General features: G+C 43.4%; 15 protein-coding genes and 1 pseudogene. 4 read left to right on the top strand and 12 right to left on the bottom strand.

Annotation, left to right across the window (positions count from 1 at the left end; translation table 11 throughout):
* Together P7J49_RS05900 and P7J49_RS05895 are read left to right on the top strand one after the other, a co-directional pair.
* Positions 1-996: a hypothetical protein gene (locus P7J49_RS05900; protein ID WP_408569934.1), complete on the top strand. Its 996-nt coding sequence runs from the start codon at positions 1-3 to the stop codon at positions 994-996.
* A gap of 26 nt (positions 997-1022) precedes the next feature.
* Positions 1023-1235 (top strand): hypothetical protein, encoded by a 213-nt coding sequence (locus P7J49_RS05895; protein ID WP_408569932.1) that lies wholly within the window; start codon positions 1023-1025, stop codon positions 1233-1235.
* Between the two features lie 350 nt (positions 1236-1585).
* Here the strand turns inward: P7J49_RS05895 and P7J49_RS05890 are convergent, their stop codons facing one another.
* On the bottom strand, positions 1586-2656 hold the full coding sequence (locus tag P7J49_RS05890; RefSeq protein ID WP_408569930.1) for a GntP family permease: 1071 nt from the start codon (positions 2654-2656) through the stop codon (positions 1586-1588).
* A gap of 2 nt (positions 2657-2658) precedes the next feature.
* Positions 2659-3099, bottom strand: a pseudogene (folE, locus tag P7J49_RS05885) (GTP cyclohydrolase I FolE); the annotation flags it as partial.
* A gap of 168 nt (positions 3100-3267) precedes the next feature.
* Between folE and P7J49_RS05880 the strand changes: the two are divergent.
* On the top strand, positions 3268-3750 hold the full coding sequence (locus tag P7J49_RS05880) for an NUDIX hydrolase (protein ID WP_408569929.1): 483 nt from the start codon (positions 3268-3270) through the stop codon (positions 3748-3750).
* A gap of 64 nt (positions 3751-3814) precedes the next feature.
* On the opposite strand, the gene P7J49_RS05875 is transcribed toward P7J49_RS05880, so the two are convergent.
* The gene (locus P7J49_RS05875) at positions 3815-4492 is read right to left on the bottom strand and encodes a DUF4956 domain-containing protein (protein WP_408569927.1); all 678 of its coding nucleotides are present in this window, start codon (positions 4490-4492) and stop codon (positions 3815-3817) included.
* Positions 4479-5222 (bottom strand): polyphosphate polymerase domain-containing protein, encoded by a 744-nt coding sequence (locus P7J49_RS05870; protein ID WP_408569925.1) that lies wholly within the window; start codon positions 5220-5222, stop codon positions 4479-4481. The genes P7J49_RS05875 and P7J49_RS05870 overlap by 14 nt, the downstream gene beginning before the upstream one ends.
* Positions 5223-5414: 192 nt before the next feature.
* Between P7J49_RS05870 and P7J49_RS05865 the strand changes: the two genes are divergently transcribed.
* Positions 5415-5717, top strand: coding sequence for a hypothetical protein (locus tag P7J49_RS05865; protein WP_408569923.1), 303 nt, complete (start codon positions 5415-5417; stop codon positions 5715-5717).
* A 20-nt stretch (positions 5718-5737) separates the two neighbouring features.
* On the opposite strand, the gene P7J49_RS05860 is transcribed toward P7J49_RS05865, so the two are convergent.
* From P7J49_RS05860 to P7J49_RS05825, 8 genes are all read right to left on the bottom strand, one after another.
* On the bottom strand, positions 5738-6004 hold the full coding sequence (locus tag P7J49_RS05860) for a DUF2087 domain-containing protein (RefSeq protein WP_408569921.1): 267 nt from the start codon (positions 6002-6004) through the stop codon (positions 5738-5740).
* A 44-nt stretch (positions 6005-6048) separates the two neighbouring features.
* Positions 6049-8448, bottom strand: coding sequence for a phenylalanine--tRNA ligase subunit beta (pheT, locus tag P7J49_RS05855; RefSeq protein WP_408569919.1), 2400 nt, complete (start codon positions 8446-8448; stop codon positions 6049-6051).
* Position 8449: 1 nt separating this feature from the next.
* On the bottom strand, positions 8450-8971 hold the full coding sequence (locus tag P7J49_RS05850) for a GNAT family N-acetyltransferase (RefSeq protein ID WP_033875308.1): 522 nt from the start codon (positions 8969-8971) through the stop codon (positions 8450-8452).
* Positions 8972-9509: 538 nt separating this feature from the next.
* Positions 9510-10553: a phenylalanine--tRNA ligase subunit alpha gene (gene pheS, locus P7J49_RS05845; protein WP_002939760.1), complete on the bottom strand. Its 1044-nt coding sequence runs from the start codon at positions 10551-10553 to the stop codon at positions 9510-9512.
* Between the two features lie 670 nt (positions 10554-11223).
* A complete protein-coding gene (locus tag P7J49_RS05840) occupies positions 11224-12948 on the bottom strand; it encodes a glycoside hydrolase family 3 protein (RefSeq protein WP_408569916.1) in 1725 nt (574 codons plus the stop codon).
* Positions 12949-12958: 10 nt separating this feature from the next.
* A complete protein-coding gene (locus P7J49_RS05835; protein ID WP_408569914.1) occupies positions 12959-14749 on the bottom strand; it encodes a glycoside hydrolase family 3 protein in 1791 nt (596 codons plus the stop codon).
* A 46-nt stretch (positions 14750-14795) separates the two neighbouring features.
* Positions 14796-15596, bottom strand: a complete 801-nt coding sequence (locus tag P7J49_RS05830; protein ID WP_408569912.1) for an HAD family hydrolase — start codon at positions 15594-15596, stop codon at positions 14796-14798.
* Positions 15596-16435 (bottom strand): SDR family oxidoreductase, encoded by an 840-nt coding sequence (locus tag P7J49_RS05825; RefSeq protein WP_023369921.1) that lies wholly within the window; start codon positions 16433-16435, stop codon positions 15596-15598. The genes P7J49_RS05830 and P7J49_RS05825 overlap by 1 nt, the downstream gene beginning before the upstream one ends.

Here is a 16435-nt window from a genome sequence, read left to right as displayed (position 1 = left end):
ATGACGATTCGATTACAATTTAAAAAAGGTGGTGTTTCTATGTTTCTTGTGGTCATCACCTGTTCCCTTGTCGCTTTGATGGTTGCTAGTTTCCTGCGTCTGATGATTCGAGACCAGCAACAAGTCAGCAAGCACGACCTCTCACAGAGCGCTTATGATAGCGCTCAGGTGGGGATTGAAGACGCCAAACGTTTCTTGAGTATCTACCAGAAAGAGTGTGCGGGTGGGTTCGATTTAACCCCAATCAAATGCCAGAAAATGGAGGCAGAGATTTCGAAAACAGGTGCGGCTGGGTCTTGCAATATGCTCCATGCGGCTGGAATTGGTGCGGCAACAGGCGAAAGTGTCGTTTCAACCAGAGACGGTGATGAAAGCCTCAATCAAGCCTACACCTGCGTCAAAATCCACCGAGATACACCAGATTATCTGGGCAAAGCAGACGCTGGTAAGGCACATATCATTCCTCTTAAAGGGATTCAAAACTTTTCGAAAGTCCGCCTTAGCTGGCATACGACTGAAGACATGACCAACAAAGACCGCAATGTTTGGTTGAATACGGTTAACTACTTAGAGGATGGCGAAGAAGGCAACCACCTCCTGCTTAATAGAAGTGAGTGGAATAAGAAAGAAAATGTGCCAGCTATCTTAAAGGCTCAATTCTTTGGCTACAACCAAGGAGCGAATGGTGATATTTATAATGGTTTGGATAATGATTCCTTTGCGAAAAATGGTAATGGCTTGAGTGAACAAATCTATTACCCAGCTCAAGGAGCAGGGGCTCATTTAGAGCATAGCCTGCCTGCAAGTCGCCGAGGAGACAGCAAGGCTCTTCGCACCAACAATGTCAGCTTGGTTCGATGTAAGGAAGATTTTGCCAGAACAGGTGGGTTATATGCCTGTAGTGTAACGGTTGAGTTGGGGCACGCGGTTCAGGCGAACGATATTGCCTTCCTGCGTTTAACGCCTTTTTACAGGGGAGCACAAACTTCAAACTAGAATTGTTAGATGACGGCAATAACATTGTGAATTTTAGGGGTGTTCAACCCAAGGTAGATAGTACTGGTCGTGCTAATGACCAGTTTCGCCGAGTTGAGAGTCGCCTAACCTTTGACGAAAACTACCTACCTGTGCCAGACTTTGCGGTTCAGGTGGAGGGAACTGAAACACCGCTTTGTAAGGATTTTTGGGTTTCGCACATGAAAAACAGCGGTCAGGCACATTTAGAGTGTAAGTAAATCGGCGTGGTTGGCGTTGGGTGAATTTTCTCTTCTATCCAACGCCAGCCTTTTCGAAAGCAAGCAACAGGACTCATTTCAAGTTCTATTTCCTTATATTTAATTATTTTCGAAAAGAATATAATAAATAGAGGCTGGGCAAAAACTAAAAAATTCCTCCTCCGATTAAAATTTTAACAATTAAAAACAGCCTAGAATCAACGTTTCTGACAACGCATTTCTAAGCTGTTTTCTATTTTTAAGACTTTTTGCCCAGTCTCATTTATTTTAAGATGTGTGAACTCTTTGATTTAGACTGCTAGATGTCAGTTTGTCTTTTGGCAGGGCTTTTATTTGTTTGTTAATCAATCCTAATATAGCAAAGGCGCCAACAGTAAAATCACAAGTAAGGCTAACAAATGCCCAACTGTCACTAGGATAAACGAATACTTGAGTCCTCGTTTCATACTTAATTTCGAAAGATTGTGGAAGGTAATCATCACGCCAGACTGAGGCACAACTGTCAAGATAGCTGATGCAACAACTACTACACGATGCAGCAACTCTGGATTAATCCCCATTTCCAAATAGGCAGGGAGGAAATTACTTGAAGCAATACCTACCGCACCAGAAGATGAACCGATAATACCACTAACCAATGCTATCGAAACAGATAAACTAATCAGTGGCGATCCTGGTATTTGTTGAATCCATTCTTGAATGACTGCAAAACCTGCTGACAAGGTTAACACCGTCCCAAATGCTACGGTACTAGAAGTTGCAAATGCAGGCACTATAGATGCTGTTGTCGCAGCATTCAAAATTTCTTTTTGATTTGGCAGATATGGATAAAAAATCAAGGCTGATAGAAGGATAGAAACCAACAAGCCAATTGCTAGGACATTCGGAGTTTTACTCATTAGGAAAATCGTCCCAATAAGACTGAATAGAGGCAAGACTGATAAAAATAGATTTGGTGTCTTATCAGCTACCACTACTGCAGTTTCATCCTCTTCTTCCGTATACGTCTCTCCATTTGCTAGACTTTTCTTGAGGCAGTAGGCCATGTAGAGCAAGCCAAATATTAATAGCGTCAAGCTGGCTACCAAACTTATAACAGGTGCCGCGGTCAAGCTAGTTCCCAAAACTTTTGTCGGAATGACATTCTGGATGGAAGGTGCCCCAGGAAGAGTTGTCATCGTATAGGTACCTGCTCCCAAAAAGACAGGAAGCGGAAAAAGTGCCCAGTTGATATTCAACTCTTTAAAGAGGGGGCGTGAAAGGGGAAGCAAGGTAAAAATAACTACAAAAATACTCACACCACCATAGGTCAGAATGGAAGCAATCAAAGTGATGGCTAACAAACCCTTATAGGGACTATCTTTTCCCATTACTTTCAAAATGCTATTGGCAATCGTCTGCGTAGCTCCACTTGCCCCCATCACATATGCTCTGCTTCGACCATGACAAAAACGCCTTCTGGTTCAAGGGCATCTTGAAGTGCATGAGCCACTTGATGAGTTAAGCGTTCCTGTAATTGAGGGCGACGGCTTGCCACCTCCACTGCACGCGCCAATTTACTCAGACCTGTCACACGCCCCTTACTCGGAATATAGGCTACATGCGCAATGCCATAAAAGGGCACCAAATGGTGTTCACACATGGAATGAAAGGGAATATCCTTGACCAAAACAACCTCTTCATGACCTTCTGAAAAGACGGCTGTAAATTGGTCTTTGGGATCCTCTTCTAAGCCATTAAACATTTCTAAATACATCTTGGCGACCCGTTTTGGCGTATCCAGCAAGCCCTCACGGTTTGGGTCTTCTCCTAATAATTCCAATAATTGGTAAATGTTTTGTTCAATTTGTTCTTGTTTTGACATAATACACCTTAAATAGTTTGATGTTCTTATTATACCCTAAATTCCCTTTTCAGAAAAGGGCTTTCAGTATTCTCATACAAAAACTGTCCCCTGCCAGATAAAAGGCTAGCATCTTCACAGCAGAGAGCTTTATGGTATAATGAAAGAAATCACATTCAAGGAGCTATTATGACTAAAAAACCTGTCCAACTAGCGACGATTTGCTACATTGATAATGGCAAAGAATTTCTCCTACTCCATCGCAATAAAAAAGAAAACGATGTCCACCAGGGGAAATGGATTGGGGTCGGTGGCAAGTTGGAGCCTGGTGAAACTCCACAAGCCTGTGCCATTCGCGAGGTCTTTGAAGAAACAGGACTGACCGTCACCAAGCATGCCCTCAAAGGGGTCATCACCTTTCCGGACTTTACTCCAAACACTGACTGGTACACCTATGTCTTTAAAATAACTGGTTTTGAGGGAAACCTAATAGAATGCAACGAAGGCGATCTGGAGTGGGTTCCTTATAATCAAGTCCTGTCCAAACCAACCTGGGAAGGCGACCGCCATTTTCAAGAGTGGCTCTTGGAAAACCATCCCTTCTTCTCCGCCTGCTTCCGCTATGATGGGGACAAACTGCTAGATTACAGCGTTGATTTTTATGAAGAATAATCTAAGAACCTCTTTTCACAAGTGAAACAGAAAAAGCCCTTGGAAGTCCTGGGCTTCTTTGCTATTACAAATATTTCTTCTTAGGCATTTGTTTATTCAATACGACATCCAAGGGACCTGCTGATAGGACTGTATCGACCAGTTGCTTATCTGTAATGGTCTTGTCGAGGAGGACTTGGTATTCTAAGACAAGGGCTTCTTTTTTCTTTTTATATTTGAGGGACATTAAATCTGACTGCTTGCATGAACTGCCAAATTGTTGTTCAAAAAATTGGTCATAGTTGAAGTCAATCGGTACAGTTACCAAAAGATGGCGACGATTTTGATTGACTTGCGCAAAACTACTATTTTCAAAGATAAGGATACATACCGATAAAACAAGAGTCATAAAGACAGCCAAACCTAGGAATCCCATACCCGTTGCCAAACCGATTGCCATCGCTAGCAAGATGGCCAATATCTCTTTTGATGAACCAGCGGCAGAACGGAACTTAATCAAACTAAAGGTCCCTGCAACCGCAACACCTGCACCCAAGTTACCATTTACCAAGGCAATGATAACAGCAATTAAGGTTGGCATTAGGCTTAATGTGATGACGAATTCTTTCGTGTAATTAGCTTTGTATTTATACACAGCCGCATGCAGAATACCCATGGCCAGACTGACTCCAAAAACCATGGACATCTGCGCTAAGGTGATACTGCTATTGGCTGTTGAAAAAATGCTATTAAACAGCTGCATGTTGATTTACTTCCTCTCCGGTGATATTGTGGGCAAGTTTATAGGCATTGCCGTATTTTGAGAATGATTGTTTTTCAATTTGATATTTTTCAAGCAAGGCTACCAACCATTCTGGTCGTTCTTCAGGAACCTTTACTTCCATGATAACTTTTGTAGGATCCAAAAGGTCTTTACCAAACTTACCTTCCATGGCATCTACATCATAGTCGCGGTAGAGCAAATTCTTGTCAATTGTGAGTCGAACTTTTCTATCTTCAATCCCTTTATAGGAAACACGATCATAGTAAATGTACATTTTAGGTTTAATTGTGCCGTAGCGTTCTCTCAATTGTTCCAATTCTGAGGTGACTTTTTCATCTTTAATGGTAGAATCAATCACTCCGTTTTCAATATAATTTGTTACGGAAACTGGGTTTGAAGTTAGACGGTATTTGTAACCAATTTTGTTTTCTTTTTTCTTGATTTCAAGGAAGGCCTGACTTGATCCAGATGGTTTGGCATCATAGACACGCATGCGAATCTTCTCACGACCATTCTTTTTAGCAATAGAATCTTGAATCATATCGAAATCTTCATTATCAAAATATATATTTGTAATGGTTGACGTTGCAAACTCGTCTGAAACCATATGTTTCTGTAAATCTTTTTCAAGTTGTGCAAATGTTTCTTTATCAACGATGTATTTTGTTTCTTTACGTTTAAATTGTTTTTGTACGATTCTAGTTTTCATGTTTTTCCCTCTTTATCTAAAACTACTCGGCTCTTACCTGCCTCGTTTACAGTCTTAGTTTAACCCCAAACCTTTAAACGAAACTGAAAGTAATGTTAAACAAAACTTAAACTGCAATAAAGTTGAAATTCTTTTGTCACATTCCAAACTATGCTACAATAGTCTTATCAATAGTAAGGCAAGGAGAACCCCATGTACGAATTTGTCCTAGAATACGGCTCTTTCCCCGTAAAACTCATCGACGGTTTTGTCAACAATCGCTCAGAAATCCCTGATTTTCTCAAAGAAGACGAAGAAATGATTGCCCGATTGAATGAGATGAACGAACTCTTCCACCAACTTTTCTTAACCATCGAATGCAAGTTTGACTACATTGGCAAGCAATTCCCTGACAAGATTGAACAACTACGAGAACTCTATCATCCCCTGGCGGACGACTTGCTGGAAAAGTATGGAGAAGGTGTCGACTTGAAGATTGAACCTTTTATTTTGTAAACCAAAAGAGATGACCGCAATCATCTCTTTTCTTCTACCCTGTATTCCAAACCATACTGGTCACGCGACAGGTAGCCGTAGTCTACCAAGTATCGTCTTAAAATTGCATAGTCATCATAGACTTCAGCTAGAAAGGCATTGACCTCTTTTTCGGTGAATGTTGAGCCTTTCTTAGCTAATTCTTCTTGTAAGTAGGCAAACAAGACCTGCTTACTTTTCAGCTTTTTCGGAATGACAAGCAACTTCCCATCTCGAAAAAATTTATCATGAATGTCTTGACTATCCATATCTCCCTCCCAAAAATCCTAGCCCACAGACTAGGATTTACAAATTAACGAATTTCAGCACCAAGTGCTTCGAGCGACTTACTAATTTTCTCCATGTACTTCGCCACTTCCTCATCCGTCAGGCTGTCCGCAGGATTTTGGAAGGTCAGGTTGTAAGCCATAGACTTCTTACCAGCCTCGATATTGCTGCCAGCATAGACGTCAAAAAGGGTCACCTTAGTCAAACGTTTGACGCCAGCACCGGCAATCGCATCCAGGACATCCTGATGTTTGACATCACTGCTCAAAAGCAGGGCAATATCACGGCTAACCGCTGGGAATTTGGAGATTTCGGTAAATGGCTGAGCAGGCTGGAGGGCTTCTTCAATCGCATCCAGATTGATTTCAGCCACATAAGTCTCAGGAATACCGTAATCCTTAGCCGTTTGAGGATGTACCTGACCGACAAAGCCGATTACCACCCCATTCAAATGAATTTCAGCTGTACGACCTGGGTGCAAGGCCGCAATCTCACTGGTCGCCACAAAGTCAACGGCCAACTTATAGTGACCGAAGATAGCTTCCAAGATACCTTTGGCATGGAAGAAATCAACTGGTACAGCTGGTGTCTGGAAGTCTTTCTCAGCTACCAAACCTGTCAAAACAAGGGCAAACTTGTTGATTTCTTGTGGCAGGTCCTCTTTTGGATTGCCAGACTGTTCAAAGATTTTTCCGATTTCGTAGAGGGCCAAGTTCTTGTTCTTACGAGCCACGTTGTAAGCTACCGTTTCCAGCATACCAGACACCATGTTCTGACGAAGGGCAGAGCGGTCAACAGTCATTGGCCACATGAGTTCGGTGACTGTGGTTGGACGAGCCGCAAACTCCACAGCCTTTTCAGGCGTTGTCAAGGCATAGGAAATAATTTCTGTCAGTCCTGCACCTTCTGCCAGGCTACGCACTTGGCGACGGATTTTCTGGGTCAGGGTCAACTCACCCGCTGTTCCGTCCTCTTTCGGAAGAGTGGTCGGCAGATTATTATAACCATAAATACGAGCGATTTCCTCCACCAAGTCTGCTGGGATGCGAATGTCCCAACGACGACGCGGTACTGCTACTGTAAACTGACTTGCATCGCCAGTTGTTTCCATACCTAAACGACGGAAAATGTCTGCGATTTGGGCATAGTCAAGATTGGTCCCGAGCGAGCGGTTAACGTAATCAATAGTCGCTGTGACTGGGACATCCGATGTGTCCACGCTACCAGCTGAAACGATACCAGACAAGACCTGACCACCAGCCAGTTCTGCAATCATAGCAGCTGCTGTGTCCATAGCCTCCGTCAAAGTCGCCACGTTAATGCCTTTTTCAAAGCGAGAAGAGGATTCAGAGCGAAGGTTGAGGCGACCAGAGGTCTTGCGGATAGACTTGCCGTCAAAGAGGGCAGCTTCCAGCACAACCGTCTTAGAGTTGTTGTCAATCTCTGTGTTGGCACCACCCATAACACCACCAAGGGCAACTGCCTTGTCCGCAACGGAAATGACGATGTCATCGGTAATCAAGTCACGCTCTTCGCCGTCAAGCGTTACCAGGCTCTCACCGTCTTTTGCCTGACGAGCCACGATTTTCTTGCCATCAAACTTGTCAAAGTCAAAGGCGTGCATTGGCTGACCGAAGTAAAGCAAGATGTAGTTGGTGATGTCCACCACGTTGTTGAGCGGGCGGATACCGGCGTTCATGAGCAGGTTTTGCAACCACTGTGGACTTGGTGCGACGGTCACATTTTCGATGACACGAGCCGTGTAGGCAGTCACCTTGTCTGACTCAATGGCCACTTCAATCACATCGCTGGCCTTCTTGTCACTTTCCTCCAAGACCACAGGCTTGAAGTTGACCTTGCTGTCATAGATAGCTGCCACTTCGTGAGCCACGCCACGCATAGAGAGGGCGTCGGCACGGTTTGGCGTGATGGACAACTCAATAATCTCATCGTCGAGGTCTAGGTATGAAAAGACTGGCTCACCCACGACCGCATCTTCTGGCAGGTGGTAGATACCGTCCGCATAGACTTTTGGCACAACTGAGTCGGACACGCCGATTTCGCTCAATGAGCAGAGCATACCCAAGGACTCAACTCCGCGGATTTTGCCTTTCTTAATCTTGTAGTTGCCAGCGATACGAGCACCTGGCAGAGCAACGATCACCTTGATGCCAGCCTTGACATTCGGAGCACCGCAAACAATTTGCGTGATTGCTTCGCCCACATTTACCTGACAAATATTGAGGTGGGTATCTGGAATTGGCTCAGCAGACACAACCTGACCAACAACCAACTTAGACAGGCCAGCACTCTTTTGCTCAACCCCTTCTACTTCAATTCCTGTTGTTGACATTTTTTCAGACAAGTCATGGCTTGTCGCATCAAAGTCAACCAGTTCTTTTAACCATTTATAACTTACTAACATATTATCCTTTCTGGTGCAAAGGCCGTTTTAATAGCCAATCCACATCAATCTTATCACCGACCGCAAATTCATGCTGGCCAAATTTTTCAAATCCGTATTTTGCATAGAATTGCTGAGCTTTGTAATTATGTTCCCAAACTCCCAGCCAGACCCAATCACAGCTTGACTGCTCTGCTTTTTCCAAAGCAAACTCAAACAAGACCTTCCCAAGACCGCGACCTTGAAAAGCCTGCAAGAGATAGATACGCTGGATTTCAAAGGCATTTTCCAACTCCTGCTCCGTCTGGGCAGGACCTTGGTTTAGCTTGAGATAACCAGCTATCTGTTTATCAACTCTTAGAAAATAGTGCTGGCAATTGGGGTCCGACAACTCACTAGTCAAGACCTCCAAGGAATAAGACTCCTCAAAGAATGCCTCCAGTTCCTTCGGGTCATTATCGTGAGCGAAGGTCTCTGCAAAAGTCTGCTTAGCCAGCTCCTGCAAAACAGAAACCTCCTCTAAACGTATAGGGTCAATCTGCATTTCATTACCTCTCATTTCTAACTGGGTTAAGTAAGCTGCTAGAACAGCTACCGCTTCTCTCAATCAACAATCTACTAACTTTATCGGATTACGACAGATTTCAAGCAAAACGATATTTTTATCTAGAAATCCTAGTAAGGTAGCTAGGAAAGTCGCAGAGCAGCGATTCCCACATCTTAAATAGTGCGAGATTACGACGCTCTAAGGTTGAAAATGACATTTTTTCAACCTTAGAACTAGTGAGGGAAGTAGGTAGACCGCTAGAGCAGCTACCGTTTCTCTCAAACAACAATCTACTAGCTTTATCGGATTACGACGGCTTTCAAGCAAAACGATATTTTTATCTAGAAATCCTAGTAAGGTAGCTAGGAAAGTCGCAGAGCAGCGATTCCCACACCTTAAATAGTGCGAGATTACGACGCTCTAAGGTTGAAAACGACATTTTTTCAACCTTAGAACTAGTGAGACGATTAGACAGTTCGCCATAGCGACTGTCGTCTCATAAATAGGTGCTTCAGCACCATTTATGAGTATCGGATTAAAACTGCTCCGAGAATCGTACATCGCCTTGATAGAATCCACGAATGTCATTGATACCGTAGCGAAGCATGGCAATACGTTCCTGACCAAGACCGAAGGCAAAGCCAGAGTACTTGGTTGAGTCAATGCCACTCATTTCCAATACTTGCGGGTGGACCATGCCGGCACCGAGGATTTCAATCCAGCCTGTTTTCTTACATACATTACAGCCATCACCACCGCACTTGAAGCAGGAAACATCCACCTCAACAGAAGGCTCAGTGAATGGGAAGTATGATGGACGCAGGCGAATCTGACGCTCTTCACCAAACATTTTCTTGATAATCATTTCAAGCGTACCTTTGAGATCGCCCATGGATACATTTTCACCAACAACCAAACCTTCAATCTGGTGGAACTGGTGGCTGTGGGTCGCATCATCCGTATCACGACGGAAAACACGTCCAGGCGAAATCATCTTCAAGGCACCTTTTGAGAAATCATGCTGGTCCATGGTACGTGCCTGAACAGGCGACGTATGGGTCCGCATAAGGATTTCTTCGGTGATGTAGAAGGTATCCTGCATATCACGCGCCGGGTGGTCTTTTGGCAAATTCATGCGCTCAAAGTTGTAGTAGTCTTTTTCCACTTCAAATCCGTCAACGATTTGGAAGCCCATGCCCAAGAAAATATCTTCGATTTCCTCAGAAGTTTGGGTCAAGACATGACGTTTTCCGACCTTGACCTGACGACCTGGCAAGGTCACATCAATGGTTTCTGAAGCTAATTGCTGTTGAATTTTCGCTGCCGCAACCTTCTGAGCTGTTTCTTCAAAAGCAGCTGTCAGCACATCACGCACTTCATTGACCTGTTTACCAACGATTGGTTTCATGTCGTTAGACAGGTCTTTTAAGCCTTTCAACAAGTCAGTCAAGGACCCTTTTTTACCCAAAACCGCAACACGCAAGTCTTGTAGTTCTTTTTCTCCTTGGTGCTGGATTTCTTTTAACTTTTCTAGTGTCGTTTGGCTTAATTCAGCCAACTGTTGTTCAATGTTTGACATAATTCCTCCAATAATAAAAAAACGCATGACACCACTCGTATCGGAGCGTTGTCACGCGGTACCATCCGTTTTCATCTGCAAGGCAGACCTTAGTTCTATGAACCTGTATTCACAAATGAAGAGCTTGCATATAAGAGATGGTTTTTCGCTAATCAAGGCTGTTTTTTGAGGGAATACTGACTGTATTTTGAAAAAAAACTAATGATGAGTAGCTGAAAAACTTGCCTTAGATGGAAGTGCTGAACTGTGAATACAGGTTCTAAGTCCTTGTGTGAGTGAATTCGACCAACTTTCACTGATTGAGCTTGCAGTCACGGCTCAACTCCCTGAGCAGTTTCCATAGGTGTACTAGTCTCACAGACTTCTATTCAATTAAGAATATTCTATCAAAAATAAGAATGTTTGGCAATAAATATCCCTAGAAAAACACGCCGTACGCATGAAGAAAATGCATGCAACTATTTTCTAGTTACATGCATTTTTTCAAAATATTTCCATAAAACTTACACTTTAACGGGGGTAATCCCTCATTTTCAAAGCTATTATATCACTTTTTTTAATAAAAAACTGATGTAAATATTGAAAATATGATTTCCGAAAACGAAATTTTCTTCATGCGTTTGGCGTGCTAGAAAAACTCCCTCTATCTAGGATAGAAAGGAGTTTAGTTTTATAGTTTTGCCTGCCATTTATTGGCCCAAACATTCTCATTTGGCACACCATAGAAGTCATCTTTTCCTTCCAATTTATCAAGGAGAGATTCAATCGTGTTTTTATTATGATGGTAGGCATTGATAGCAGTTTTGACCATGGTAACATCGTGAAGATGGGTCGTATAGTTTAGTGAAACGAAAATGGTTGGAACTTCATGTACATACCAAGGAACTTCATTGGACATGGCTGTTTTCCATTGGATGCGGTAATTATTCTGCGCTCCATATCCAATGACATTGGCAACCGTTAAAGCTAAATCAACTTCTTCTCGGTATTGCAGCGTTTTTCCTTTAATTCGAGTTGTACCATCATTGACAGTCACTTCATAACCACGCGCCTCTAGGGCAGCTTTAAGGTTATCAACCACTTCTGTACTTGCCGCCATAATCCCTTCTTTTTCGCCTTCTAGGTAATACAAACGGATTCTGCGATGGGTTTCTGGACTGATTGGAAGATTTTTCTGTGTATCTTTCAACAGCGTAATTGCTTTGTCTGCTGCTTCACGTTGCCAAGCCAAGTGTTCTTCACAGCCGATAATAGCCAATTCATCAGCTGATTTTAGTAAGGTTCCTTCTGCTTGCTTGTTATGCAGATTGAGTTTGGCTTTCAGACCTAAAATGCGACGGAGAGCATCATGAAGGCGTTCTTCAGTAATCACTCCCTTGCGGTAGCCATTGATCATAAATTCAAAATCTTCTTCTAAATTATTGAAGAATAAGAACATATCGCAACCCGCAGCAATGGCTGCTGGGACATAATCTTCACGACGCATCGCTGCTGTCATCCCCAACATGTGGCTGGCATCTGTTATGACCAAGCCATTGAATTCCAGTTTTTCTTTCAATAAATCTTGAATCAATTCAGGAGCCAGCGTTGCAGGCAAAATATCTTCGTCCTTCAAACTCGGGTTCAATGTTTGTTGATAGTAAGGCAAGGCAATATGACCCGCCATAATCATCTCAACGCCAGCGTCAATATGATGACGATAGACACGACCAAAACTCTTGTCCCATTCTTCTGGAGAGAGCTCATTGACACCAAGGACTAGGTGCTGATCACGTTCTTCTGTACCATCTCCTGGGAAATGCTTGATACATTGAATCACATCTCTTTCAGCAGTCAATCCTTCTAAATAGGCACTGGTGTAGGCAATCACATCATCCGCATTTGTACCGTAGGCTCTGGTATTGACGATAGTATTGCGCCAGTTCTGAACAATATCCACACAAGGGTCAAAGTTGACATTTACGCCTAATGCAGTCTCCTCGCGCGCAGATACGAGACCTGCTAGGTAGGGAATACGAGGATCCCGACTGGCTTCCGATTGAACACCTGAGGAAATATAGGTTCCTCCTTTCACAGCCCCATCTCCACCTGAGTCACAGTTCGCCGCAACCAAGAGAGGTACTTTTGAATAGCTTTGCAAGTCGTTAATCAGTCCTTGTACCTGTTCTGGACTGCCATTCATATAGCGGGCTCCACCTATGTGGTACCGATTCATCAATTCCTGATTACTCAAATTATTTCCGCTAAAAGCGTCTCCTCCGAAGAAGAATAGATTGACAAACAATTGACCGATTTTTTCTTCATCAGTCAGATGAGCCAAGGTATTTTCCACCCAAGCAATCTGCTCTTCATCCAAACAATAGGGTTTCTTCCGCAAATCAACCAATCTAGGCATTTTTTCCTCCTTATTTTCCTCGCCATATACGTGTATCTACCAAACCACAATAGGCATCTACAGGCGATACTCCTGTAAAGGCTGACTCTCCTGCTAGTTTGGCAACCAAGGCTTCTAAAGTGACAGGCAAGCCATCATAGGCATTGATATAGGTTGCAACCTGTGGCATATCTGCAAGTGCAAACGGGTGCTGAACAGAGACAACAATGGTTGGAATTTCGTGAACATAGAAAGGCTGGTCTGGTGTTCCCTTGGCAGCTGGCCAAATAATCCGCTGAGTTGTCCCTCCTGAGTTGACATCGACTAAATCGATAATCAAATCATAGTTATCTGTGATTTCTGCAATAGGACGCTTGGAAGCATAGACATTTGCAATCGCTGCTGGTCTTTCTTCTTCTGGCAATTTGGCAATCCGTGCTTCTGTATTTTCCCAGATAGATACTTGGTGACCTCGAGCTTCTAATAGTTCTTTCAGCGTATCAGCTGCTCTCTTCTTGCCAGCATTGATCATGGCGCCAAAACCACCCTTATAGCCATCTACTTCTACCAACAAAATACGTTTGTAGCGTTCTGGATTGACAGGGAAAATTCCTTCTTGTTTGGCTTTTACCAAGGTAATCGCCTTGTCAGCTACTTCTTTTGCAAGCTGTTTCGCCTCATCTCTACCAATCAAAGCCAGCGCTTCTTCTTTTGGCAACATGATTTCCTCACGACGACCTTCAAACAAGTGAAGACCGAGTTTAGCTTTCAAGCCCAAGGTACGACGAAGAGCATCATGGAGGCGTTCCTCAGAAAGCAGACCATTTTCCAATCCTTCTTTCATCCATTGCAAATCTTCTTCTGGATCGTTGAAGAAAAGGAAAAGATCACATCCTGCCTCAATAGCTGTAGGCAATAGCTCACGACGCGGCATAGAGGCTGTCATACCGATCATGTGACTGGCATCCGTGACAATGGCACCATTGTAACCTAACTCTCCACGAAGCAACTCATCCAAGAGGGTTTTATTCAGCGAAGCTGGCAACATGTCATCCAATTCACGTTCTGGATGCATTTCTTTCTCAACATTTGGCAAATGAATGTGCCCCGCCATAATACCTGGAAGACCTGCGTCAGCCATCTCACCGTAAATCCGTCCAAATGTTTCCATCCATTCAGACTTGGTCATTGGATTCGAAGCAAAAGAGAGATGATGGTCACGTTCATCAATACCATCGCCTGGGAAATGCTTAGCAAATGGCACAATGCCATGTTCCATAATGCCACGCATGTATTCTTTGGATAATTCAATGACTTGGTCTACATTAGCTCCCCAAGTTCGGTTTGCAATGATTGGATTGCGCCAATTACGGCTTAGGTCCATAATCGGTGCAAAGGAGGCATTGCAGCCTACCGCAGCTGCTTCAAGTCCTGCAACTTTCCCCATTTCATAAGCATAGCGGGGATCGGCTGTCGCAGCAATCTTGATTTCATCCCCAATTTTCGTTCCATCCGTAACAGCGCCATTCCCACCAGATTCGGTATTGGCTGCAATCAAAAGGGGAATCTTAGACTTGGTCTGCAAAATATAGTTTTGCTCCCAAATATCTGCAGCAGGTCCAGGATTGTAACGAACAGCAGCAACCTTATAATCATTTAATACTCCAGTCAGATATTCTTCCGTCCGCTGGCTCCCCATGTTGACAAAGAGATGACCGATTTTTTCATCCAAGGTCATCTGAGCAATGGTTTCTTCAATCCAAGAAATAGCCTCTTCATCAAGGCTGTAAGGTTTCTTCCGTAAATCTACTAAATGTGTCATATTTGCCTCCAAAAAAGCTAGAGGGCATAGCGCCTCTAGCCCTTCTCTAGTCGTCTAAATTATTCCAAAATGCCTGTGTCAATTCTGTTTCTTTCTCATCTTTGAATGCTTGATGAACAAATTCATCTGCAATCGTTTCTGTCAAATCTGTCCAAGACTGCATCTCTCGTCCTACTAAAATAGGATAGAAATGGACACCGTTCAATTCCGCCGCCTTCAAATCACCAGGCGAGTCACCAATCATCATAATCTTATCAGGACAATACCCTTCCTCTATTAACAGTTTGATGACATCTTCTTTCTTACCACGGTCTTGACAGTACAATTCTGTAACATAGTCCATCAAACCTTGGTCTGTCCACTCTTCTTCTACTGCCTCCTTATTAGCAGAAGAAACCACGTAGACTTTTCCTAACTGGCTCAATTTTTCCAAGCCCTTGTGAACGCCGATGAAGGCTAAAACAGGACCGCTATAATGCTTAATGGCTTGATTGACTTGATTGGACCATTCTAAAGCTAATTCCAAGTCTTTTGACGGCTGCTCCTCTATCAATCTTTCCAGAGAAGCATTTGACAAAGAATCTGTGGTCGCGACCCAATTTTTTAAGTTGTCTATACCAGTCACACCTGCAAATTCTAGACCTTTAACCAAGCCTACAAAACGGTTAATGCCACGTTCTCGTGAGTAGAGATTGACTCGATTCCATTCAGCTAAAAATGGTTCTTTATCTTCAACACCAAAAACATCTGCAGCCAAGGGGCCGAAAAATAGTTTATGTTTGTAGGTCATGGTGTCCATGGCGCAACCATCAGAGTCCACACAAAATACGTAATCCGTTTTCATCATCAAACTCCTGAATAGGCTGAGAAACCACCGTCAATCGGTAAAACAACACCGTTGACAAAACTTGCCAAATTCTCATCTGCCAAGAAGAAGACCCCTCCGACCAACTCTTCGGCTTCACCAAACCGCCCCATTGGTGTATTGGTCAAAATCTTGTTGGCACGCGCGGTCGGTTGACCTGACTCGTCAAATAGCAAGCCACGGTTTTGGTTGGTAACCAAGAATCCAGGCGCAATCGCATTACAACGGATGCCAACTTTTGAAAAATGAACTGCTAACCATTGGGTAAAATTACTAATAGCAGCCTTGGCACCTGAATAGGCTGGAATTTTTGTCAAAGGAGTAAAGGCATTCATGCTGGAAATATTGATAATATTTGCTCCCGAGCGACCAATCATATCCTGTGCAAAGACCTGTGTTGGCAATAAGGTTCCCAAATAGTTCAAATTGAATACAAAGTTGATACCTGCCTCATCCAAGTCGAAGAAAGTTTTGGTCTCAGCTGGTAGTCCAATCTCATGGAATTCATTGTCCGTTGTCGCTTTTGGATTATTGCCTCCAGCACCATTGATTAAAATATCTACTGGTCCAAAATCTGCCAGGACTTGCTGGCGAACTTCTTCCAAATTTTCCTTAGAAAGAACGTTAGATTTATAGGCTTTTGCTACGCCTCCTGCTGCTGCAATCTCATCAACGAAGACCTGAGCCGCAGCTTCATTTAAGTCCAAAAGCGCAACCTTTGCGCCTGCCTTAGCAAATTCTTTTGCCAAATAGCCACAAAGAACGCCTCCTGCACCTGTAATAACAACAACCTTATCCTTAAACTCAATAACACGTGTCAT

This window comes from Streptococcus suis (assembly GCF_046032515.1).
GTDB lineage: Bacteria > Bacillota > Bacilli > Lactobacillales > Streptococcaceae > Streptococcus > Streptococcus suis_AL.
This window is presented reverse-complemented; position numbering and strand designations above follow the sequence as displayed.